The sequence below is a fragment of the Saccharibacillus brassicae genome (assembly GCF_006542275.1).
GTDB classification, from domain to species: domain Bacteria; phylum Bacillota; class Bacilli; order Paenibacillales; family Paenibacillaceae; genus Saccharibacillus; species Saccharibacillus brassicae.
The window spans coordinates 4,417,037-4,439,915 of record NZ_CP041217.1; the positions used below are offsets into that span (position 1 = coordinate 4,417,037).

Annotated in this window: 20 protein-coding genes; 17 read left to right on the forward strand and 3 right to left on the reverse strand. The window is 46.9% G+C overall.

Annotated features, from left to right (window positions below):
* The first annotated feature begins 88 nt into the window (after window positions 1-88).
* The 14 genes from hemH to FFV09_RS18390 all read left to right on the forward strand — a co-directional run bounded on the left by hemH (window position 89) and on the right by FFV09_RS18390 (window position 14,381).
* Entirely contained in the window at window positions 89-1,042 is a 954-nt protein-coding gene (hemH, locus tag FFV09_RS18325; RefSeq protein WP_141449169.1) for a ferrochelatase, read from the forward strand.
* On the forward strand, window positions 1,035-2,465 hold the full coding sequence (gene hemG, locus FFV09_RS18330) for a protoporphyrinogen oxidase (protein WP_141449170.1): 1,431 nt from the start codon (window positions 1,035-1,037) through the stop codon (window positions 2,463-2,465). The genes hemH and hemG overlap by 8 nt, the downstream gene beginning before the upstream one ends.
* Before the next feature lie 350 nt (window positions 2,466-2,815).
* Window positions 2,816-4,264, forward strand: a complete 1,449-nt coding sequence (locus FFV09_RS18335; RefSeq protein WP_246098379.1) for a CapA family protein — start codon at window positions 2,816-2,818, stop codon at window positions 4,262-4,264.
* A gap of 177 nt (window positions 4,265-4,441) precedes the next feature.
* On the forward strand, window positions 4,442-5,218 hold the full coding sequence (locus tag FFV09_RS18340) for a glycerophosphodiester phosphodiesterase (RefSeq protein ID WP_141449172.1): 777 nt from the start codon (window positions 4,442-4,444) through the stop codon (window positions 5,216-5,218).
* A gap of 62 nt (window positions 5,219-5,280) precedes the next feature.
* On the forward strand, window positions 5,281-5,901 hold the full coding sequence (locus FFV09_RS18345; protein WP_141449173.1) for a fumarylacetoacetate hydrolase family protein: 621 nt from the start codon (window positions 5,281-5,283) through the stop codon (window positions 5,899-5,901).
* Window positions 5,902-5,941: 40 nt separating this feature from the next.
* A complete protein-coding gene (locus FFV09_RS18350) occupies window positions 5,942-6,763 on the forward strand; it encodes a DUF92 domain-containing protein (protein ID WP_141449174.1) in 822 nt (273 codons plus the stop codon).
* On the forward strand, window positions 6,760-7,335 hold the full coding sequence (locus tag FFV09_RS18355; RefSeq protein WP_141449175.1) for a TetR/AcrR family transcriptional regulator: 576 nt from the start codon (window positions 6,760-6,762) through the stop codon (window positions 7,333-7,335). Before FFV09_RS18350 ends, FFV09_RS18355 begins: the two co-directional genes overlap by 4 nt.
* 86 nt (window positions 7,336-7,421) lie before the next feature.
* Complete coding sequence (locus FFV09_RS18360; protein WP_141449176.1) at window positions 7,422-9,392, forward strand: ABC-F family ATP-binding cassette domain-containing protein; 1,971 nt, start codon at window positions 7,422-7,424, stop codon at window positions 9,390-9,392.
* A gap of 379 nt (window positions 9,393-9,771) precedes the next feature.
* A complete protein-coding gene (locus FFV09_RS18365; RefSeq protein ID WP_141449177.1) occupies window positions 9,772-10,854 on the forward strand; it encodes a phospholipase D-like domain-containing protein in 1,083 nt (360 codons plus the stop codon).
* 231 nt (window positions 10,855-11,085) lie between these two features.
* Entirely contained in the window at window positions 11,086-11,457 is a 372-nt protein-coding gene (locus FFV09_RS18370) for an ASCH domain-containing protein (protein WP_141449178.1), read from the forward strand.
* Between the two features lie 637 nt (window positions 11,458-12,094).
* Entirely contained in the window at window positions 12,095-12,613 is a 519-nt protein-coding gene (locus tag FFV09_RS18375) for a hypothetical protein (RefSeq protein WP_141449179.1), read from the forward strand.
* 479 nt (window positions 12,614-13,092) lie between these two features.
* Window positions 13,093-13,569 (forward strand): hypothetical protein, encoded by a 477-nt coding sequence (locus tag FFV09_RS18380; RefSeq protein ID WP_141449180.1) that lies wholly within the window; start codon window positions 13,093-13,095, stop codon window positions 13,567-13,569.
* A gap of 191 nt (window positions 13,570-13,760) precedes the next feature.
* Window positions 13,761-14,003 (forward strand): hypothetical protein, encoded by a 243-nt coding sequence (locus tag FFV09_RS18385; protein ID WP_141449181.1) that lies wholly within the window; start codon window positions 13,761-13,763, stop codon window positions 14,001-14,003.
* Window positions 14,004-14,381, forward strand: a complete 378-nt coding sequence (locus tag FFV09_RS18390) for a retropepsin-like aspartic protease (RefSeq protein WP_141449182.1) — start codon at window positions 14,004-14,006, stop codon at window positions 14,379-14,381. It abuts the gene before it with no gap.
* A gap of 205 nt (window positions 14,382-14,586) precedes the next feature.
* Here FFV09_RS18390 and FFV09_RS24570 read toward each other — a convergent pair.
* From FFV09_RS24570 to FFV09_RS18410, 3 genes are all read right to left on the reverse strand, one after another.
* Window positions 14,587-15,308, reverse strand: a protein-coding gene (locus FFV09_RS24570; RefSeq protein ID WP_425472327.1) for an IS5 family transposase whose coding sequence is annotated in 2 segments (ribosomal slippage) — window positions 14,587-15,011 and window positions 15,011-15,308 — 723 coding nt in all. Because the reading frame shifts where the segments join, the coding sequence is not laid out codon by codon here.
* A 147-nt stretch (window positions 15,309-15,455) separates the two neighbouring features.
* Window positions 15,456-15,896, reverse strand: a complete 441-nt coding sequence (locus FFV09_RS18405) for an IS5 family transposase (RefSeq protein ID WP_141449183.1) — start codon at window positions 15,894-15,896, stop codon at window positions 15,456-15,458.
* 209 nt (window positions 15,897-16,105) lie between these two features.
* Window positions 16,106-17,551, reverse strand: coding sequence for an HTTM domain-containing protein (locus tag FFV09_RS18410; protein WP_141449184.1), 1,446 nt, complete (start codon window positions 17,549-17,551; stop codon window positions 16,106-16,108).
* Window positions 17,552-19,172: 1,621 nt separating this feature from the next.
* Here FFV09_RS18410 and FFV09_RS18415 point away from each other — a divergent pair.
* From FFV09_RS18415 to FFV09_RS18425, 3 genes are read left to right on the forward strand one after another with little or no spacing between them, the layout of a single operon-like run.
* Window positions 19,173-20,318: a SagB/ThcOx family dehydrogenase gene (locus FFV09_RS18415; protein WP_141449185.1), complete on the forward strand. Its 1,146-nt coding sequence runs from the start codon at window positions 19,173-19,175 to the stop codon at window positions 20,316-20,318.
* A 23-nt stretch (window positions 20,319-20,341) separates the two neighbouring features.
* A complete protein-coding gene (locus FFV09_RS18420; protein ID WP_141449186.1) occupies window positions 20,342-21,514 on the forward strand; it encodes a SagB/ThcOx family dehydrogenase in 1,173 nt (390 codons plus the stop codon).
* 11 nt (window positions 21,515-21,525) lie between these two features.
* Entirely contained in the window at window positions 21,526-22,779 is a 1,254-nt protein-coding gene (locus FFV09_RS18425) for an MFS transporter (RefSeq protein ID WP_141449187.1), read from the forward strand.
* The last annotated feature ends 100 nt before the right edge of the window (window positions 22,780-22,879 follow it).

The window sequence follows — 22,879 nt, forward strand, 5'->3', positions numbered from 1 at the left end:
TCCGCGCCCGTTTTTTGGTTGACGCGTTGACAACGCACAAGGATACGGGATTCATCGCGAGATTCAGACCGAGGAGGGAAACACCAACATGAAGAAGAAAATCGGAGTACTCGTCCTGTCTTACGGCACGCCGAAAAGTCTGGACGACGTCGAAGCTTACTATACGCATATCCGCCGGGGCAACCCGCCCGGGGCGGAACAGCTCAAAGAACTCAAAGACCGCTATGAAGCGATCGTAGGCGGCGTATTCCCGCTGCGCGAAAACACGGACCGCCAGGTGGAACGCATGCAGGAAGAATTGAACAAGTTCAATCTGCCGGACGCGGAATTCGTCTGCTACCAGGGCTTGAAGCATACCGATCCGTTTATCGAAGACGGCGTGCGCAACATGGCGGCGGACGGTATCACGGAAGCGGTCGGCATCGTGTTGGCGCCGCATTATTCGACGATGAGCGTCGGTACCTATATCAAGCGCGCCAAAGCGACGGCGGAAGAAGTCGGCGTGCAGATGAGCTTTATCGAAAGCTACCATCTGCATCCGAAGCTGATCGAAGCGTTCTCGCAGCGCGTGTCCGCGAAGCTTGACCTGTTCGAAGAGACCGGCGCGAAGCGCGACGAAGTCAAAGTGCTGTTCAGCGCGCACAGCCTGCCGGAACGCATCCTGACGATGGGTGATCCGTACCGCGACCAGCTGCTGGAGACGTCGGAAGCGGTCGCGGCCGCAGCCGGCGTGACGAACTGGCAGTTCACCTGGCAGAGCGCCGGACGGACAGCGGAGCCGTGGCTCGGCCCGGACGTGCTGGAGACGATGAAAGACTTGTCCGAACGCGACGTGCGTTACATGCTCGTGTCGCCGCTCGGCTTCGTGTCGGACCACCTGGAAGTGCTGTACGACCTGGACATCGAAGCCCAGGAAGTTGCCGAAGAACTGGACGTGCGCGTGATGCGGATCGATTCGCTTAACACGGACCCGCTGTATATGGAGACTCTGGCCGAATGCGTATTGGCCGAATGCCGCAAAGGGGCGCTGGTTCATGGCTGAACAGCGTAAAGTCGTCATTATCGGCGGAGGCCTGACCGGTCTCAGCGCCGCTTTCTACACCCGGAATCTGCTGCGGGACGCGGGCTTCGAGCCTGTCGTGACCGTGCTTGAAAAAGGGAACGCGTGGGGCGGCAAGATCGAGACGCTGCACAAGGACGGCTTCGTTATCGAAAAAGGCCCGGATTCCTTCCTGGCCCGCAAGACGGCGATGGTCGACCTGGCCAAAGAACTCGAGATCGACCATGATCTGGTGACGACCAACCCGGAAGCCAAAAAGACGTATCTGCTTCACAAAGGCAAGCTGCACGCGATGCCTCCGGGCCTTGTGCTCGGCATCCCGACCCAGATCAGGCCTTTTCTGGCCAGCAAGCTCGTCTCGCCGGCCGGCAAGCTGCGCGCCCTGATGGATTACGTCATGCCGCCGCGCCGGAGCGAAGAAGACGAGTCGCTGGGTGACTTCATCGAGCGCCGGCTCGGGCACGAAGTGCTGGAGAACGTCACCGAACCGCTGCTCGCGGGCATCTATGCGGGGGATACCCGGCATCTCAGCCTCAAATCGACGTTTCCGCAGTTCGGCACGGTCGAGCGCGAACACGGCAGCCTGATCCGGGGCATGACGACCGGACGCAAGCCTGTCGAGACGCATACCGGCACGAAGAAAAGCATGTTCCTGACGTTCCGTCAAGGATTGCAAAGCCTTGTGCATGCGCTCGTCAACGAACTGGCGGGCACGGTCGACCTGCGCGCCAACACGGGCGCGGCGTCGATCGCCAAGCTGCCGGAAGGCGGCTATACGCTGACGCTCGAAGACGGCAGCACGCTCGCGGCCGATTCGATCATCGTCACGACGCCGACGTTCGCCGCATCCAGGCTGCTCTCGCCGCATGTGGATACGGCCGCGCTCGACGCGATCCATTACGTATCGGTTGCGAACGTCGTGTTGGCTTTTGATAAAAAAGAGATCAAAACGACGTTCGACGGTTCGGGCTTCCTCGTGCCGCGCAAAGAAGGACGCAATATTACGGCCTGCACCTGGACGTCGACCAAGTGGCTGCATACGAGCGCGGACGACAAAGTGCTCATGCGCTGTTACGTCGGCCGCGCCGGCGAGCAGGAAGCGCTCAAGCAAGACGACGCCGGACTCGTGGAGCTCGTACGCAAAGACATCCTCGATCTGATGGGCATCGACGCGCAGCCGCTGTTCACGGAAGTGACGCGGCTGAACCAGTCGATGCCGCAGTACCCGGTCGGCCATCTGCGCCAGATCGAAGAACTGCGCCGGCAGTTGGCGGAGCAGCTGCCGGGCGTGTATATCGCCGGCGCCGGTTACGACGGCGTAGGTCTGCCCGACTGTATCCGCCAGGCCAAAGCGATCTCCGCGGAACTTGCGTCCGCCAAAGTGCCGGCGCTGTCCGTCGTCTGACAGAGGCAGCCGCAGGCGCGAACCCGATCATCGGATTCGAAAATCGTATAAGGCACAGCCGTTTTCGGAGTCGGAAGATGACGAAGCGGCTTTTTGCCGTTCGCGGCCATTCGCTATCGTTCGCGGTCATTCGTTGTCGTTCGTTGTCGTTCGTTGTCGTTGGCTGCGGCGCAACTTTACGCCGCTTCGCTGCGTAGAGACAAGGGGCGTATCGGCGAACAGGCAGGCGCCGGCGATTTTGCGGCTGCGCCTTCTATTTATGCCGGATAACCTGCTATAATGAAAAATAGTTTTCCCAGACCGGACGCTTTTTTTTGGCGAGCCGAATGCAGGCAAGGAGATTTGCGATCTTGAATGTTCCTTCCCGTTCGAGAAGCACTCGAACCGAAATCGCCCGCAAGCGCAAGCGGCGGGCACTGCTGCTGCTCAATCTGACGCTGCTGCTGCTGATCCTGTCCGGCGGCGCGCTGCTCTACGCGCGCGAGCACGCCGCGAGCGAAGCCCGCACCGCCGCCGCGCTTGCGGCGGCCGCGGCCCGGACAGAGGCGGCGCTGTTCGCCGCCGCCGGCGAAGAGCTTTCCGGCGCGGCATCGCAGCCGGAACCGGGCTCTTCGGCCGACGAACCGGCCGAAGCCGCGCCTGCCGACCGCGAAGCGGCGGACAGCGACGAAGTCCGTCCGCCGCTGACCGCCGGGTCGGCCGTAGGCTCGGCCGCTCCCGCCGCCGGCCTGCTGGCGGCTCCGCGCGCGGCTTCCGAACCCGAAGCCGAAGAGGCCCCGCCTCAAGAGTCCCTCAGTCCGGGCGACACCGGCTTATCGGCTTCCGCCGACCCGGTTCCGGCCGCCGCCAAGGGCAAGACCGTCAACCTGACGTTCGCCGGCGACGTTATTTTTTCCGGCAAAGTCCAATCGCTGCTGGAGCAGGAAGGCTACGATTATCCGTACGCTTACGTGCGGAATCGGTTTAGGAACGACGATTTGACGGTTATTAATCTTGAAACGCCCGTTACTTCCGGCAGCACGACGGGCGCGGACAAGACCTACGTATTCAAGTCTTCGCCGAAGGCGCTCGGACCGCTTCGGAAGGCGGGCGTCGACGTCGTCAATCTGGCGAATAACCATACGCTCGACCAGGGCATACCGGGCCTGCTCGACACGATCAGGAACCTGGACAAGGCCGACATCGCGCATGTCGGCGCCGGAGCGGACGCCGCGGCGGCTTACGCGCCCGTGATCGTCGAACGCCAAGGCGTCAAGATCGCCATCGTCGGCGTCAGCCGCGTGCTGCCGGAAGCGGACTGGGCCGCCGGGAAGAAGCATCCCGGCGCCGCCAGCGCCTACGATCCCGAAGCGGCCGCGCGCGCCGTTCAAGCCGCGAAGCGGCAGGCCGACGTCGTCGTCGCGATCGTCCATTGGGGCAAAGAACGCGTCGATACGCCGGACGCCAACCAGACCGTGCTGGCGCACCGGATGATCGACGCCGGCGCCGATCTGATCATCGGCGGCCATGCGCACGTGCTGCAGGGCTTCGAATCGTACAAAGGCAAATGGGTCGCGTATGGCACCGGCAATTTTATTTTCACCCGCTCGGCGACGGCCAAGACGTGGGAGACCGGCGTTTTCCAGGCCGAATGCACGAAGAACGGCGACTGCGACCTGACGCTCGTCCCTTATTGGGCGGAGCTCGGCCGTCCGGTGCCGATGAACAAGAAGGACGGGCAGAAGCTGCTGCGGCGGATCGAAAATCTGTCTCCGGGCGTCGAGATCTCGGCGAACGGCCGGGTGCAGGCGAAGCGGTAAGGCTGCGGTCTTAACAGAATTACGCTTGCGGCTTCGGCCTTTCATTTTCGACTTTGACTTTAGCTTTGCGATTTCGAACTTGAGTTTACCGTTTCAAAGGCTTTGCGTTCGCGGCCTGAACCCACCGAACCCACTCCAATCCGCGGCCCGGAGCGGGCCGCATCGGGAGATGAACCCATGTTGAACAATCCTTGCGCGGCTCACCGGGGCTTCTCGGGCGTCGCGCCCGAAAATACGCTGGCCGCGATCCGGCTGGCGATGAATCTGCCCGACGTGGACTGGATCGAGATCGACGTGCAGCTGTCGCGAGACGGCGTGCCGGTGCTGATCCACGATTTTACGCTCGGGCGCACGACCGACGGCCGCGGCGCGGTACGCGAACGCACGCTGGCCGAGCTGAAGCGGCTTGATGCCGGCCGCTGGAAATCGATGCGCTTCGCCGGCGAACGCATTCCGACGCTTGCCGAAGTGCTCGATGAAGTGCGCGGCCGCCTGAAGGTCAATATCGAGTTGAAAACGACGGCGCAGACGTATCACGGACTTGCGGCAGCCGCGGCGGAAGCCGTGCAGGCTCGCGGCATGGAAGACGAAGTCCGCTTCACGTCGTTCGAGCCGGCCGCGCTGCTCGAAGCCCGCGATGCCGCGCCGGACATCCGGCGCGGACTGATTATCGATTCCCGTCCGGCCGATCTGGAGCGCCGCTTGGAACTCGGCGGCTGTACGCTGCTGTCGATCGCTCACGGCAAAGTCGACCGGGAATTCGTCCGCCGGCAGATCGAACGCGGCGTCGACGTCATGGTCTGGACGGTCGATCCGATCCGCCGCATGCGCGAACTCGGTTCGATGCACCCGCAGCTCATGCTGTGCACGAACCGGCCCGACCGCTGGATGCTCGCCAAGCGGCTGCCGGCCGTGCGCGAACGATCGGCATGGCGCCGCTGGATGCGCTTTTGAATCTACGCCGGGCGCAGCAACTTCCGGCTTCATCCACCACTAGACGAAAGAGGGGATTTTCCATGATAGCCGTAACGAATGTATACTGTGTAGGTCGCAACTACAAGAAACATGCCGAGGAGCTGGGCAACGACGTTCCGACGGAGCCGATGATTTTCCTCAAGCCGTCCCATGCCGTCTGCGCGCTGGACGACGGCATCGTCGAACTGCCGCAGGATCGCGGCGAGATCCATTATGAGACGGAGCTTGTGCTGCGGATCGGCCGTTCGTACGCGCCGGGCATCAAGGTCGAAGAGATTGCGGCTTCCGTCGCGCTCGGCATCGACTTCACGCTGCGCGACGTGCAATCGAAGATCAAAGCCAAAGGCCATCCGTGGACGGCCGCCAAAGGCTTCCGCAATTCCGCGCCGCTCACGAGCGAGATCCGGTTCCCGGGGCTGGACGCGCTGGAAGCAGCCACGTTCTCGCTGCGCAAGAACGGCGAGACGGTGCAAAGCGGCAATATTCGCAATATGATCTTCGATCTGCAGACGCTCGTCGATTATATCGGGGAACATTACGGTCTCGGCGAAGGAGACCTGATCTATACCGGCACGCCGGAAGGCGTCGGACCGACGACGGCCGGCGACGTGCTGGAACTGTACTGGAACGAAGAAAAATGGGGCGGCTGCACCGTCGGGTAACAAGACGGATGCCGTCTGCGTCGGGGAGGCGTATCATCAAGTGGATTGGATCATCGGAGCGGTCGGCGCCTGCCTGGTAGCGGGTGCCGCTTATGCCAAAAGGTCGCTGTCGGCTTCCGGAGCGATCGCGGCCGTCGTGATGGGCACGATTTATTACGGAGCCGGAGATCTGTTCTGGTTCGGGCTGCTGCTCCTCTTCTTCATTACGTCAAGCGTCCTGTCCAAAGTGAAGCAGGCGGAGAAGCGTCAGGCGGAGCAAATGTACGAGAAAACAGGCCGGCGCGACGCCGTGCAGGTGCTCGCGAACGGCGGGATCGGCATGCTGCTGTGTCTGGGCAACTATTTCTGGCCTTCGTCCGTCTGGTTCGGCCTGTTCGTCGGCGTGATGGCGACGGTAACGGCCGATACGTGGGCGACGGAATGGGGCAGCCTTAGCCGGAAGCCGCCGCGTTCGATCGTGACCGGCAAAGTACTCGCAGCCGGCACGTCGGGCGGCGTGTCGCTGCGCGGAAGTCTGGCGGCCGTCGTCGGCGCGGGCATGATCGGCACGGCCGCGGCCGTGCTGCTGCTGTGGATGGATAACGGGCCGGACTGGCCGCTGTGGGCATGGGTGGTCGCGGGCGGACTCGGAGGCACGTTCGGCGCGTTCGTCGATTCATATCTGGGCGCGACGGTGCAGGTCATGTACCGCTGTCCGTCCTGCGGCAAAAGCGTCGAAAGCCGCGTCCACTGCGGCACGAACACCGTACGCTACCGCGGATGGACGTTTATGAACAACGACGCGGTCAATCTGCTGTCTTCGGCCGCGGGCGGGGCGCTTGCGCTTGCCGTCATGGTACTGGCAGGGAGGTGGTTCGGATGAGCGAGGCGCAGCGAGAGAAACATGAAGCGATTCTGGATTCGGCGTTCGAGATTTTCGGCAAAAAAGGCTTCTACGAAACGAAAATCTCGGATATTACCGAACACGCCGGAATCGCCAAAGGAACCATGTACCTGTATTTCAAAAGCAAGGAAGAACTGTTTCTCGCGGTTACGCGGCGGGATTGGGAAAAGTTTTTGCGCGACCTGAATTTTCGGATCAAGCACGCGGACGGGCTGATGTCCAAGCTGCAACGCGTCGCCGAACATCATCTGGAGTATTATTACGAACGCAAAGAGCACGGCAAGATTTTTTTCCATGCGCCCAACAACGATTCGGAACTGATGCGGATGATGCACGGATTTTTGACCCGGTACATGGCGGCGGTGAAGGAAGTGCTGGAAGAAGCGGGCATGCCCGATCCGGACTTTTACGCCAAAGCGTTTATCGGCATGCTCGACCGGCTCAAAATGGACATTTTGTTCGAAGGCGAATTTACGCGCGACGAAATGGCACTGCGGGTCGAGCAGACCGTTCGGCTGTTCCTACGGGGCAGCGAGCAGGAGTTGAATTGAAAGAACGTCCGGACTTCCGCGGGCTGCGGAGGTTCGGTTTTTTTGATAGAGGACAGGGTTGATCGACGAAAGGGGAGTGCACGGCAATGAATATTATGACCGTTGAACAATTATCGAAAAGTTACGGGGAAAAGGTGCTGTTCGACGGCGCCTCCTTCGGCATGGAAGATCAGGACAAAATCGGATTGGTCGGCGTGAACGGCACCGGCAAATCGACGTTTCTCAAAATCATCGCGGGCCTCGAACAGGCCGATTCCGGTCAGGTTGTCAAAAGTGGGGGCGTCCGCGTCCGCTATATGGATCAGAATCCGGACTTCGATCCGGAACTGACCGTCCTCCAGCAGCTGCTGCACGGCGAAGGCGAAGAACTGGCGGCTGCGCGCGCGTACAGCGAAGCGACCCTGCTGTTCGACACCGATCCGAGTTCGGAGAAATTCCAGCAGCTGCTGATGGATACGGGGCAGGAGCTGGACCGCCTGAACGCCTGGAGCCTCGAAAGCGAAGCCAAAAGCGTGCTGTCGAAGCTGGGACTCGATATTTTCGACGCCAAAATGGGTTCGCTCTCCGGCGGCCAGCGTAAGCGCGTGGCGCTTGCGGCCGCACTTGTGCAGCCGTCCGAACTGCTCATTCTGGACGAGCCGACCAACCATATCGACTCCGAATCGGTCGCCTGGCTTGAGACGTATCTCAAGAAACGCCGCGGCGCGCTGCTCATGGTTACCCACGATCGCTACTTCCTGGATCGGGTCGCCGACGTCATGCTGGAACTGGACTACGGGAAAATGCACCGCTATACCGCGAACTATTCCCGGTTCCTTGAACTCAAAGCGGAACGCGAAGAACGCGAATCCGCGACCGAAGACAAACGCCGCAACCTGCTGCGCAAAGAGCTGGCCTGGATTCGGCGCGGCGCCAAAGCCCGTTCGACCAAGCAGAAAGCGCGGATTGACCGCTTCGAACAGCTGCAAGACGACAAGCCGCAGCAGAAAAGCGACAATCTCGAAATGGCGAGCATGTCCACGCGTCTAGGCCGCAAAGTGCTGGAGATTGACCATATCAGCAAATCGCTGGCCGGCCGCCTGCTGATCGACGATCTGCATTACATGACCGTGCCCGGCGACCGGATCGGCATCGTCGGCCCGAACGGACGCGGCAAGTCGACGCTGCTGAACCTGATCGCAGGCGATCTTGAAGCCGACAGCGGCCGGATCGACCAAGGTTCGACCGTACGCATCGGCTACTTCCGTCAGGAACCGGCCGAGATGGACCCGGCGATGCGGGCGATCGATTATATCAAGGAAGCCGCCGAGACCGTCAAGACCGACGAAGGTACCGTAACCGCGTCGCAGATGCTGGAACGCTTCCTGTTCACGCCAACCGCCCAGTGGACGCCGATCGGCAAGCTGTCCGGCGGCGAACGCCGCCGCCTGTACCTGCTGCGCATCCTGATCACCGCGCCGAACGTCCTGCTGCTGGACGAGCCGACCAATGACCTGGACATCCAGACGCTGACCGTGCTCGAAGATTATCTCGACGATTTCCCCGGCGTCATGATTACCGTATCCCACGATCGCTACTTCCTGGATCGGGTGTGCGACAAACTGTTCGCCTTCGAAGGCGGCGGCAAAGTCGCAATTCACGCCGGCAATTACAGCGATTATATGGAACGCACCGGCGGCGATTCGCTGCAGGGCGGCATGTCTTCGAGCGGCAAAGGCGGCCTCGCCACCTCCGCCGACATGAGCGCCGTCAAGACCCCGGCCCCTGCCGCAGCGGCTCCGGCAGCCCCTGCGGAACCGACGGCCGCTTCCGGCAAAAAGGTCAAGTTCACCTACGGCGAACAGCGCGAATACGACAACATCGACGCTTCGATCGAAGCCGCCGAGCAGAAGATCGCCGACCTGGCCGTCCAAATGGACCGCTCCGCCAGCGACTCGGCGAAACTGCAAGAACTGATCGCCGAACACGCAGCCGCGGAAACGGAGCTTGAAGGACTGATGGAACGCTGGGCTTATCTGAATGAGCTGGCTGAGCAGATTGCGAAGCAGGGGAAGTAAGGGTTCGGTGTGAAGGATAGATAGGTCGTTTGGGCAAGATGGGTAGGAGCGGAAGGATTAAGGCCTTTGGATGGGTATCCATCTAAAGGCTTTTTTTTAGTATGGGAAAGCATGTACCTTCTTCCAGATCGATGATAAAATGGGGGAGCGAGCGACTGAGCTTAGGGGAATGGAATGGTTCGGGAATATCGTAGGGGATGTTGGGTGTAAGAAGTACGGGAATATCTGTATAGATAAGCGTTGGCGAAGTTCGGGAATAAGTCGTTATGTGAAATTACAAGAGATATTAAGCATTTGATGTGATCAAATACGTTTTAAAATATGAAAGAGTCAGATTCTATATAAGTATAGCTCTTAAAATTTAGTGAGGAGGAAAAAAATGAATTATCAAAAGTTTTCTCTAATACCTGGTCAAATAGAAATCGTCACTTCTAAAGGAGAATCTAATTATCAAGAGGTGCTGGATGATTTTGATTCAGCAGATTATATTTTTGTAACGACTTATAATATATCTCAGAATAGAACAGCGTTATTAAATTCTTTAAAAGAAGCAGCGAAACATGCAGAGGTCAGAATTGTAACCAATATACCAAATCGTTACGAAACTTATTATGGAGATAATGTACGCAATAAAGCTAGAGAAAGTATAAATAATTATACGAAGAAACTTAATAGCGAAAACGAAGAATCAATAAGTGCTTTTTTTAACTTTGAAAATCATTCTAAAGTCATCCTTACAAACAATATCGCTTATATTGGTTCTGCTAATTTCTCAGAAGAAAGTAGTAATAATAGAGAAATTGGAATTATAATAAAAGACAAAAATCTTGTTCAAGTTGTGATAGATAATCTCGTTCCAATAATTTTGGATGAAAGTATCAGATATTACGGAAATTCTTTCGAAGAAAAAAAGCTTGTATTATCATTACTTGCTTCTCGGCTTGAGTCTGCTTCTATAAAAATTGAAGAAGAATCCTATACGTATGTTGGAAGATTTGAAGAAGTGAAAAACTACAATTACTGGGACCCACAACTTCAGCAAGTATCGTTAGAACATGTACTAGAGCTTTTGGAAGAAATTGAAGAAGAGATATATAGAGTTAATGAGTTGTACGAAACGGATGAATTTGCAGATTTAATAGATTCAGAATCTATCGAACAAATTAAAATTCTTTTTTCAGAAGACGACAATATCTCAGAATTAGCAAATTTCAGTGAGAGAAACTATGCTTCAGATTTGATTGCTGAATGGAATGTTCATAATGAAGAAGATATGGACGAAGCGACGCAACGAGCCACAGATCAGACTGCTGATAGAAAACAGGAGCTAGCAGAAGCTGCGCAAGAAGATATACAGAGTTTTTTCTTATGTATCCAAAGAATTCAACATAGTTTTGAATCAGTCATTGAAAAGCTTGAAGAACTGGAGGAAGAACAAAAAATGAATATTGATAACACATAATTTTAAAAAGGAGTGAGTCAAAATTAAAGACTCACTCCTTTTTAAAAGTAAAACGAATAACAAAACGGTAACTTCACTTAACATAATATTCACGCTGCGGACATTCGTCCTTGGCCCGGCATTCGCCGGCCACCCGACATGCGTCGGGTCGTAAATATAGGAACGTTAGACGAAATGGTCAAAACCTATTCTAAGAAAATTTAATACCTATTTAGACTTGGAACGGATTCAATGAAGCATGTTATGACCTTGTTCCCTGAGTATTTTAATTCAACCTGTTCAGGTCGAAAACAAGTTGAAGTTCGTTTAAATGATGAAAAAAGAAGAGTGATGAACGTAGGAGATACTATTCAGTTTGAGTGTTTACCTGATCGAAAAAGAACTGTAAAAGCAATAGTAGAAGAATTATATAAATACGAGACTTTTGAAGGCTTATATCAATCGATCCCTTTTAAGGATATGGATTGTGAAGGATGGACAATGAAAGAAATGATAGATGGAACTTATGAAATTTATACACCTGAACAAGAAAGGAAGTGGGGAGTACTTGGAATAAGAATTAGATTGAAAGCTGAGTTCGAAGGAGCCGACCACATTGTCTAACATAATATTCACGCTGCGGGCATACGCCTTTGATCCGGCATTCGCCGGACACTCGACATGCGTCGAGTCGTGAATACAGGAACGTTATCGGAAACCCTAGAAAACCAGATAAATTCATTTGCAAAGCACAAGGGGCAATAAAATGACAATCAGTAAAAGAAATTCAAGAGCTATAAATATTAACGACGAGAATTTCAGATGGACGATCTCTCCAGGAAGTGGCTATTTAGTATTCGTTGCAGAGCATGCAACCGTAAAGGGATAAAAGATAGAGGTTTATATTGAGTCTGAAATCAATAAGTTGTGGATGAATTTTCCGTATGTTGAAGACATGAACCTAAGACTGGTACAACCTAATGGAGTGAGAAAAATAATTATACAAGCTATAACCTTGGGGTGGAACTACAAAGAACCTGGAAAACCAATAGTATTTGACTTGAAGAATGAAAATTTAATTCAAAGACAGAGTTAGATTTATAAATTATATAAAGATCCCAGGGCATCCGATAACATAATATTCACGCTGCGGGCATACGCCCTTGGCCCGGCATACGCCGGACACTCAGCATGCGCTGAGTTGTGAATACAGGAACGTTATATGCAACCTTAAAATCAAAAAGCACTTAAGGGAGACAAGATGGTATATAACAAAAAAATGAAATTTTTTAGTATAACGACAATCATTGCTCTCCTGTTTTTCTTGGCTTTAGCTATATGGAATTCTGTAAGCTGGAATCAAGAAAAATTATACGGCAGCATACAGATATATGAAGATTGGCGCGGGAATATTCAATTGGCACAGCACTCTTTAAATCAAAAAGGAGCACCCTCATTTCAAATTTATGCAGATATAGCTAGAGCACGAGGTTTTTCTAATTCAGGTATTTACTATTCTTCTAATCAAGATGTATTTAGTCGTTTAACATCTCTTTCTACCGAGTTAGAACTTGAAATTTCAGGTTTGATGACAAAGAACCCTGCTTTGTTGGATGAAGATCAAGATTTTTTGGCTAATCAACTTGAATGGGTTCTTAAAAATCTAAGTATAAATTTAGAAGAAGTATCATCTTCTCAGGTAGAAGAGATGCGACAAACTCTAAATTTTAATTATATTAAGTATGCGAAAATACCTAGCGAAAAAGTAGAGGTAGAATAAGATGATAAGGCGCCGAGTTCCCTATCGGCGTTTTTTCTTAGGGTTAAAACATTTAAAAAATCAAAGCGATTTAGAAAGATAAAGATAAGAGCGATTAAGGGATGAAGGTAAGACCTGAAATCGGAAGCACGGTGTCGCTTCTGCTCAGACGAATGAATAAAGGAAGTTTGGAAAGCGTTTTAAATCAAAGGAGATTTGAAAAAGATTGAGGGAGAGCTAAAAAAGCATTGGAGAAAGAGAGAAAGAAAGCATAGAATTGAACAAGGAAAAGATCCAATAAGATTAAGAGAATCTGTAAGAGCCGAGGTAGCATATAATATAACATTTACGCTGCGGACATTCGTCCTTGGTCCGGCATTCGCCGGGTCGTGAATACAGGAACGTTAGATGCAATTCCATAATACACATAAGACAAATGAAAGGAGAGAACTGAAATCGCTGATATAGGCCAGAAGATCGTAAAAATTTTTTTAGAATCTTTGGGATTTGAAGTTAGAAAAATACCGGAAGGTAGCTCAAAAACACCAGATTATGAAGTGTATTTAAATAATGAATTAGTGTTTTATTGCGAAGAAAAGACAATCGAATACGATGATTTTGAAGGCTCTAAAAGTGATCCAACATATAATTCTATTTCAAGTCAGGTCCATAAAGCAGTAAAACAATTTAAAAGCGTGAATGAAAATCGAGAGTTGCCAAACGTATTAGCATTTGTAAACTTCGATAATATGAAAGATGCTTACGATTTATTTATTACCTTAACAGGATACGCTCGGTTAGAGAGCGGCGAATACCTTGGGGTTCATAGCGTTGGAAGAGTAAGGCATGACTTGGACCAAGTTGATCTTTATCTTTGGTTCAATAAGAAGAATTTCACAAATATGATCTGGGGAAAAGTACATCAAGAAAACCATAAAAGATTAACTAGAATCATTAATATCGAAAAGCGAAGTTAAAGTATCACAAAGAAGATGGAACATCATTTAATATAATATTCACGCGGCGGACATTCATCCTTGATTCAGCATGCGCCGAACACCCGACATACGTCGCGTCGTGAATACAGGAACGTTAAGTGAAATTCCAGTGAGAGTTGTAGATCTATGAAATGGTATGATGTAACCATCAAAACAAAGGAGGGATAAAGATGAAATGGCAAGAAGTTCAGCAAATTTTTCCGAATCAGTTCGTAAAATTTGAAGTTCTTCATTCAGAAGAAACGGACAATCAAGAGGTCATTGATGATGTAGCCGTAATTGGTCCGATCAGTGATGAAGAAGCGACTCGTGAATTATTAAATAGCAGAGATAAAACGCTGGTTTATCATACTTCCAAAGATCAAGTCGTAGTAAAGGTACGGAAAAATATAGGGTTAAGGAGAAGTCTTTAAATGAATATTGAATATCGAGACGGACTGTTATTTACAGAAATAACAGTCCATTTTAATAAGAAAAAGAAAGTAATATCGAACGTCGTGATCGATACAGGGGCTAGTCACAGCTTAATTTCACAAGATGAAGTAGACGAAATTGGGATACAAGTGAGTATGGACGACGAAATCATAACCAGCTACGGGATTGGAGGTAAAGAGCATGCCTTTAGTAAGAAAATTGAGGGTATACAAATAGGAGATTGTACTTTAGAAGATGTATACATAGACTTTACTTCATTTAAATATCACAACATTAACGGACTTTTGGGACTTGATGTACTGACTAAAGGGGAATTTAATATTGATCTAAGGGCATTTCAATTACTTCGTTCATAAGAGATAAAGAAGATAAGAAGTTGAGTGATTCGATGAAAACTGGAACATTACTTAACATAATATTCATGCTGCGGGCATACGCCATTGGTCCAGCATCTGCCAGACACTCGACAGTCGTCAAGTTGTGAATAAAAGAACATTAAACGAAAGATCACCAAAAGAGCAAAAATAAAAATCATAGGAGATCTAGGGCCTGTACGCAAACCTATTTAAGCCAGATCCGAATCGAAATTAAAGCTAAAAAAGCCTTGAACATGCTCGCTGTCTTATCATAACGAGTCGCTAGGCGTCGGTAGTTTTTCATTTTATTGAAAAAGCATTCGACCAAGTGTCGTTCTTTATAAACACTACGGTCGTAAGGCTTCTTTACACGGCGATTTCTCTTGCTAGGAATCACAGCGATTGCGTTTTGTTCCCTTAAAAGAGTCCGAATCGCATCCGTATCGTAAGCACGATCGGCTAAAACCTCACGGTTTGACAGGTCGAACTGAGATAGCATTTCGTATCCTTTGACCGAGTCGTGAGCTTGCCTCGTCGTCAGCTCGAACTTGAGCGGATTGCCCAGCGCATCGACAATCGCATGGATTTTGGTAGTTAATCCGCCTCTCGATCTTCTGATCGCTTGCTTGTGCTGCCCCCTTTTGCGCCCGTTCCATGCTGGTGAACGCGCACAATCGTCGTATCGAGCATCATTTGTTCAAAGTCCGGTTCAATCGTGACATGTTCCAAGATTTTGTCCCAGGTTCCCGATTTCTGCAATCGCCAAAAGAAGCTGTAAGCTGAAGACCAAGGCCCGTAATAATCCGGTAAATCTCGCCAAGCCGCTCCGGCACGAGCGACCCAAAGAACGGCATTCAGTCGGTGTCTTCGGTCTTGAGGTGGACGTCCTCCCTGAGTTTTTCGAGTCGGTGGCAAGAAAGATTCGATAGCGTTCTATTCCTCGTCGGTTAAATCATATCGTCGTCTCATCTCTTTAATTTAACAGATTTGAGCGCTCTCTTGAAGTTTGCGTACACGCCCTAGATAAGACCTATCCGTATTCTATTTGCGTTGCTCTAGGACGTGTACGAAAATCTATTTAAGCCAGATTCGAATCGAAATCAAAGCTAAAAAAGCTTTGAACATGCTCGCTGTCTTGTTGTAACGAGTGGCCAGGCGTCGATAGTTTTTGACTTTGTTGAAAAAGCATTCGACCAAGTGCCTTTCTTTATAAACGTTACGGTCATACGCGGACTTAACGCGGCGATTTTTCTTGCTTGGAATGACAGCGATTGCGTTCTGGTTACGCAAAAGCTCTCGAATCGCATCCGTGTCATACGCTCGATCAGCTGGAACTTCATGATCTTCCAGCTCTAACGTGGAAATCCTTTCATAGCCTTTGACCGAGTCGTATGCTTGTCCAGGTATCAGCTCAAATTGAAGCGGATTGTCCAGCGCATCGAAGATCGCCTGGATTTTGGTCGTCAATCCGCCTCTTAATCTTCCGATCGCTTGCTTGCAATCGATTCCTTGCATGTTTAGGATTTCTCGTATTTAGCGTACTCTTCATCGAGAAGATTTAAAATTAAAGGTATGGTTGTTGTCTAATGATTTAAGATCAGCATTGGATGTTATTGAATTGGCCATATTTCAATGGACAACAAGATTAGTTTTCTATGCTATGCAGGCGATGCAATACTTTATGTTTTCAATTCTTATTCTATTAATGCATGTACTTAAAATCTCTACCTACTTAGCGTTAATGATGCAATCACTACGCTCCCCGATTTAGTTCGGCATACTAACTCAATTTGGTCATACTGCTCCCATTCTGGCAAAGTATTTCTAATTATCAAACTAACTTCATGCAGTAGGCGGCTCGCTGGATAATCCAATTCATGTTTATATGTTTCAAATTGACCAGTTGACTTTGCTACTAAATCTTCTATTGCAGTAGCACGCACAACTTTTGTGTACTGAGGCCAACGAACGAACTTTTCTATCTTGTTCTTGAACATAAGTTGAAAAAGTTGATGCCGTTTTCTGTCTTTGCTAGATCGAAGTAATATATCTTCCATAACCTCTACCGGCAACCATGCTCGTTTCCAAGCTCGATGATTACCTTTATTAGCACTTAAGGCGCGCTTATAAAGCTCTGACTCATCAGGTGCATGGACAGTATTGTTTGTTAAACTATTGGAATACATTGGAATAGAAGTGAAAGGCCATTCTTCAGATTGTCTTATAAGGACTATAATGAGAATTATGATTGTTAGTAACCCTATGGCAGTAAAAATTCCAGATAAAGGAACTTGGGATAAAGGGCTCTCATGCTTAGTTACACTAGGAACAATCACAAGAATATAGCACCAAACTTGAACCCAGTATTTAGGCCTCATAACAAATTGGATGCCAAGATGCAACAAAATCCAGCATGCAATCAATGGAATTCGCCAAGAACCTAAAAGCATTGCTATTGGCGCTATCAACTCAATTAGCACAGTTGCAATTGCTAAAATCATACACAATTTTGAACTAACCACCAATAACTTGGAAAGGAATGGCCAACGAGATGGAGAATGTTGAATATAATATTTTAATGCATGACCGTTCAACCAACCAATACCACCATACAATAGTTTAGACACTCCTCCAGCGAACATTGTATAAGAAAGGAACAACAAAAGTAACATTGGAGCAAATCCAGAGCTAAAGGCAGATCGGATTGGTACGAGTAACGGCCAGTTCAAGTATTGAGCAAGTAAACTATCTAATGAGAAGTCATAGGATACTGAAAAGCACATGACAAATAATGCATATAAAGCTGAGTGCTTTGAATGGTGAGCCCCTAGCGCACCGGCATTAACCATATGTAAAAATGCAAAACCTAAGAATGTTAGTATTCCAGTAATCGGTTGAAATAGTCCTGCTATAGCCGCAATCCACGTTATTATAGTTAATTTGGACACCACTTGTAACAATTGTGGATTAACCCAACGAAGACCCATTAACCTTAATACCAAGACAGGTGTATAAAACGCTCGTTCGGTATTATTGATAATTTTTGCTGCTTGTAATGGCGTTGGAAAGTCGAAGATACATAGTATCAGTAAGCCAGTGTAGAAGACTGCACGTAACACTCCAGACACTGGAGCCATCTCAAATAACCACCAATTAATCATTGTTTCCATAAAATCAGCCTCCTAAGAATAACTTTCTTTGCTTTTATAGATCAGTTAATGATTCGAAATGAATTTTCAAAATATACCTTTAATGAATAAGAATCAACTAATTGTTGATTCTTATTTTTATTATGCTAATGCAGTTGTAAGCATCTATTAATAAATAATTTATTTTTTATTAAAAATATGTAATTTGATATGTTTTAATCCTATACATTTAGATTTAAAAATTATATGTTAAGTTTTAAATAATTAAAAGTACTTGTATGTAAAAAATAAAATAAAATTAATTATGATTAATCAAATTTGGGTTTATATTGTTATTTGATTTTCCAATCCAATTGCTGAATATAAATCTAAAGTGGTTTTACGCCTGAAACCGCCTGTTCAACTTGTGGGAAAAGAGTTGGCTAAAACGTCGATTCACCCGTGTACTCAAGCATGGGTGGACGTCGACGTTGGGCCTTTTTTACGTCGAAGCGCCCAGCGAACGGCATTTTTGTGCTTTTTGCGACACCACCTTTACCTGCTATCCTGTCGCAATTCCCGAGCACCGAATCCGTTTAGAAACAGGCTTTTGGCTCCGTCAAGGACAACTTGTGGTGAATAATAGGAAATCAAAGGAAAAAAATCTTTTATTGACTTTAAGATATCATCAATTTAATATGAATACAATAATATATAAGGAGGTGAGTTAATAACAGGCAAAAATAATAATAGATAGGCCTGAAAAGAACGAAGTAGATATCCTGATGCACCCAGCTGACTAATCACGGAGATCTTTTTACAGAAACGGAGGTGGCGAGCGTGGAAAACAATCGTAGCAGCGAAACTCTTAAGCATGTGGAAGATACTCGTAAGGAAGAAACTTTCGTTTTTGCTGAAAAGAACGAAGTAGATATCCTGATGCACCCAGCTGACTAATCACGGAGATCTTCTTACAGAAACGGAGGTGGCGAGCGTGGAAAACAATCGTAGCAGCGAAACTCTTAAGCATGTGGAAGATACTCGTAAGGAAGAAACTTTCGTTTTTGCTGAAAAGAACGAAGTAGATATCCTGATGCACCCAGCTGACTAATCACGGAGATCTTCTTACAGAAACGGAGGTGGCGAGCGTGGGAAACAATCGTAGCAGCGAAACTCTTAAGCATGTGGAAGATACTCGTAAGGAAGAAACTTTCGTTTTTGCTGAAAAGAACGAAGTAGATATCCTGATGCACCCAGCTGACTAATCACGGAGATCTTCTTACAGAAACGGAGGTGGCGAGCGTGGAAAACAATCGTAGCAGCGAAACTCTTAAGCATGTGGAAGATACTCGTAAGGAAGAAACTTTCGTTTTTGCTGAAAAGAACGAAGTAGATATCCTGATGCACCCAGCTGACTAATCATGGAGATCTTCTTACAGAAACGGAGGTGGCGAGCGTGGAAAACAATCGTAGCAGCGAAATTCTTAAGCATGTGGAAGATACTCGTAAGGAAGAAACTTTCGTTTTTGCTGAAAAGAACGAAGTAGATATCCTGATGCACCCGGCTGACTAATTACACATATGTAACTAAAATAAGCGGAACCACCTGATTATAGATTAGGTGGTTCTCACTACTATTCTTAATGCAAAGGGGTATGAGTAAATGTCACAATTAAATCGTTACTCTCTAGCACCTGACTTAATCATTACATACGTAGATGGAAAGCCTAAATTGCATTTACCGTCTGTAAAACGTACTTTTGAAGTTGATTGGAAAGTATGTGAACTTATTTCTATGATAACCAGTGATAGTAAATCGTTGAAATCTTTATTCATAGAAGAGACAGAATTGAAAATTATAGATCAATTATTTAAGAATGGTATTTTGATTGATAAACAAGCAAGCCAAAATTCGAAAATTAAGCAGATGGTAATGGAATGGCAAGATTGGGATGAATCTTCTTGGTTTTTACATCTGCAAACTAAAAATACAAAGTTTGAAACTACTGAAGAAGGTCGAATACAAAATGTTGAAAAATTTAGGGAGACAGCATCTTCCCCACCACAATACTTTAAGTGTAACTGTAGTTCTTCTAGTATCAGTTTACCACTTTCTACCAAACTTTCAGATCAGACTTTAATTAATTCTTTTATGCAACGTAGAACATGTCGTCGTTTTTCTGGAAATCCAATTTCTTTACAAGACTTGGCTGATGTCCTTTTTTATACAGGAGGAATCCTTTTTACAAATGATACACATTCTTATGGAACGGTAGCTAAAAATTCTTCTCCTTCTCCAGGCGGGAGGCATGCCACAGAATTGTATACTATGGTAAATGCATGTGAAGGTTTAAAAAATGGTTCATATCACTATTGTCAAAAACATCATGCTTTGCATCTTATTGAAGAGGAAGAAAATATAAGACCATTTCTAAATGAGGTGCTATATGGACAGGATTATTTCTTAGATGCAGCAGTTACAGTTTTCTATACAAGCGTTTTAAATCGTTTGAAATGGAAATATAAGACTAGCAAAGTTTATAGACTTATGCATTTAGAAACTGGGCATTATGCTCAAAATTTTCTGCTCACTGGTTCTGCACTAAATTTAGGCGTGTTTGTAACTGCAGCTTTCAAAGATAGCCTCATAGAGAAGAAATTAGGGATTTGCGGAATAAATGAAGTTGCAATGTACGTTTCAGGAATAGGTCATAGTGTGCCTGATAAAGCTACCAGGTCAGATATTGAATATGCAAAGATAGTACCTGAAGATGTTGAGATTCGCTTACCTATAGGCGAACATAGTTAATTGAAGGATAAGGTGAGAAACCAATGGAAAATATTTATATGTATAAACTTACTTCAGACTTAATTGTCACTTATTTTGAAAATAAACCTCAATTAAGAGTTCCTTCTCAACATCGTCGTTTTGAAGTGGATTCAAAAGTAATGTGTGTAATTTCTGCATTGACAGGAAATACAGAAGAAACATTGCCTCGACTACAGGAGTCTATTTCCAAAAATACTATTCAGACTATCATTAATAAATTGATAGATGTTGGTATTCTTGTTCATAAAAATGAGAACGAGAAGTCAAAAGTGTCTAAGATGATTAAGGAATGGGCTGAGTTGGGAGAATCTACTTGGTTTGTTCATTTAGAAAGTTGCGATGCTAATTATAAGTCTGCAGATGAAATAGGTGAGGAATTTAAGTTTGCTTCTGAACCCAATCCTCCTACGTTTAAATGTAACTGTGAAAAATCAAAAATTGATCTCCCAAAACCTAGCAGCTTATCAGGTACGACTCTTTCTGATGCCTTAACACTTCGAAGATCTTATCGGAACTTTTTACCAGAATCGATCAAGTTACAAGAACTTTCTGATCTTTTATATTATACAGGAGGTATACTTTTTACAAATGGCACACGTTTTTTTGGAGAAGTTTCCAAGAAGATTGCTCCTTCACCTGGAGGGCGACATGCAACAGAATTATATCCAGTAATAAATAATTGTGAAGACCTAGAAAAAGGGATTTATCATTATTGCCAAAAGCATCATGCAATTCATCTCATTTCTAAAGAGAACGATGTAAGAGGTTTTTTAAATGAAGCTTTGTATGGTCAAGATTACTTTTTAGATGCAGCAGTAACTCTTTTTTATACAAGCGTTATAGAAAGACTTAAGTGGAAATATAAAGGAAGTCGTGTATATAGACTTATGCATTATGAAACTACTCATTATGCCCAGAATTTTTTGTTAACAGGCACAGCGCATAAGCTAGGTGTGTTCATGACAGGTGCTTTTAACGAAAGTTTAATTGAATCAAAACTAGGTATTGATGGAATAAATGAAGTGGCGATGTATGTTACAGGCGCAGGAAAAAAAGATAACATAGGTCCTTATACTCGAGCAGGTATTCAAGTAAGCGAGAACATTCCAAAAGATTCAAAACTAATCTTACCAAAAGCTCTTTCTTCTATATCTGAGCAAAAGATATTAGGGTAAGGGAGACGATAATGACGATAATAATGAGTGTTAAATTTAATTATTCAACTATAAAAAAAGTGATCCTTTTACAGCCTTGGAGCATGCCCCTTTTAGGGGCATTGTTTCTAGACTCATTCGGTTCAGGCCTAACAGTACCATTTTTAGTTCTTTTTTTTCTGAAAACAACTGGTATTTCGGTAGAACAAGTTGCTCAAATTCTATCTATAAGTGCTTTAGCCGGTATAGTTGCTATCCCTGCTTGCGGTTTTATTGTTGATCGGCTAGGTACAAAACCTGCTGCTCTTACGAGTTTTTTATTACGAGGTGTCGGAACTTTTGGATATTTAATATTTCTTAATTTATGGGGGCTGACTATTGCAGCTATTGTTGTTGCTTTAGGGCAGCGTTCTTGGCCAGTAGCAAACCAGGCGCTCATTTCACAATTAGTTTCAAAAGAAAATCGAACAATATGGTTTGGAAGTTCAAGAAGTTTGAGAAATTTAGGGAATGCTTTAGGTATGATAACGGCGACTGGAGTTATTGCGATTTTCAATACATCATTTGCTTATAAAACATTAGTATTTGTAGGTGCAATTAGCTTTTTTATTGCAGCAATTTTGATTCGTAAATTACCATTACCTAAACAATCTATTGTGAAAAAAGAGAGAAGCCCTAAAGAAAAATGGTCAATTCATGATTTTTATGATTTGAATTTAATCCGCTTTTTAGTTGCAGTTGCTCCAATAAGTTTTATGTACGTTGCTTTAGTTTTCACAATTCCTGCATTCACAGAAAAAATCAGTCCAGATCTTGTTTGGATTTCAGGTATGTTGTTTACAGTGAATAGTTTGGCTGTTCTAGTTTTTCAAATGCCATTATTATTTTTGACACGTCGTTTAAGTGATTTACAAAAAATGATTCTTGGCTCGTCTATTTTGGGCTTTGCTTATATTGTTTTTTTAGGAAGTACATTTTTAAGTTCTGAAAATATTAATATTTTTATTCCACTTCTTTTTGTGGGCATTCTATTATTCAGTTGTGGGGAGCAGCTTTTTTACCCAGCATCTTCAACTGTTGCAGGCGACATTGTTCCAGCTGAGAGTAGAGGAAGAAGCATTTCAAGCTATCAACTTCTCTATGGGGTAAGTAACGCGATTGGTCCATTTATAGTGGCGCGTTTACTAACAGTTGATGCGTCTTTTCCTTGGGTTTTTTTCGCTCTAATGTCTTTATTGGGTATATTACTCCAGTATTTTTTGCTAGTTAGTAAAAATGAAAATTAAAGTGCTTCAAGGAAGAATATTTCTTAATGATAAATAGTTCAAGTGCTAAGTAATATAGCTAGCTGTTACATAAATAAGAATAAGTTGATTGAGCATCTCC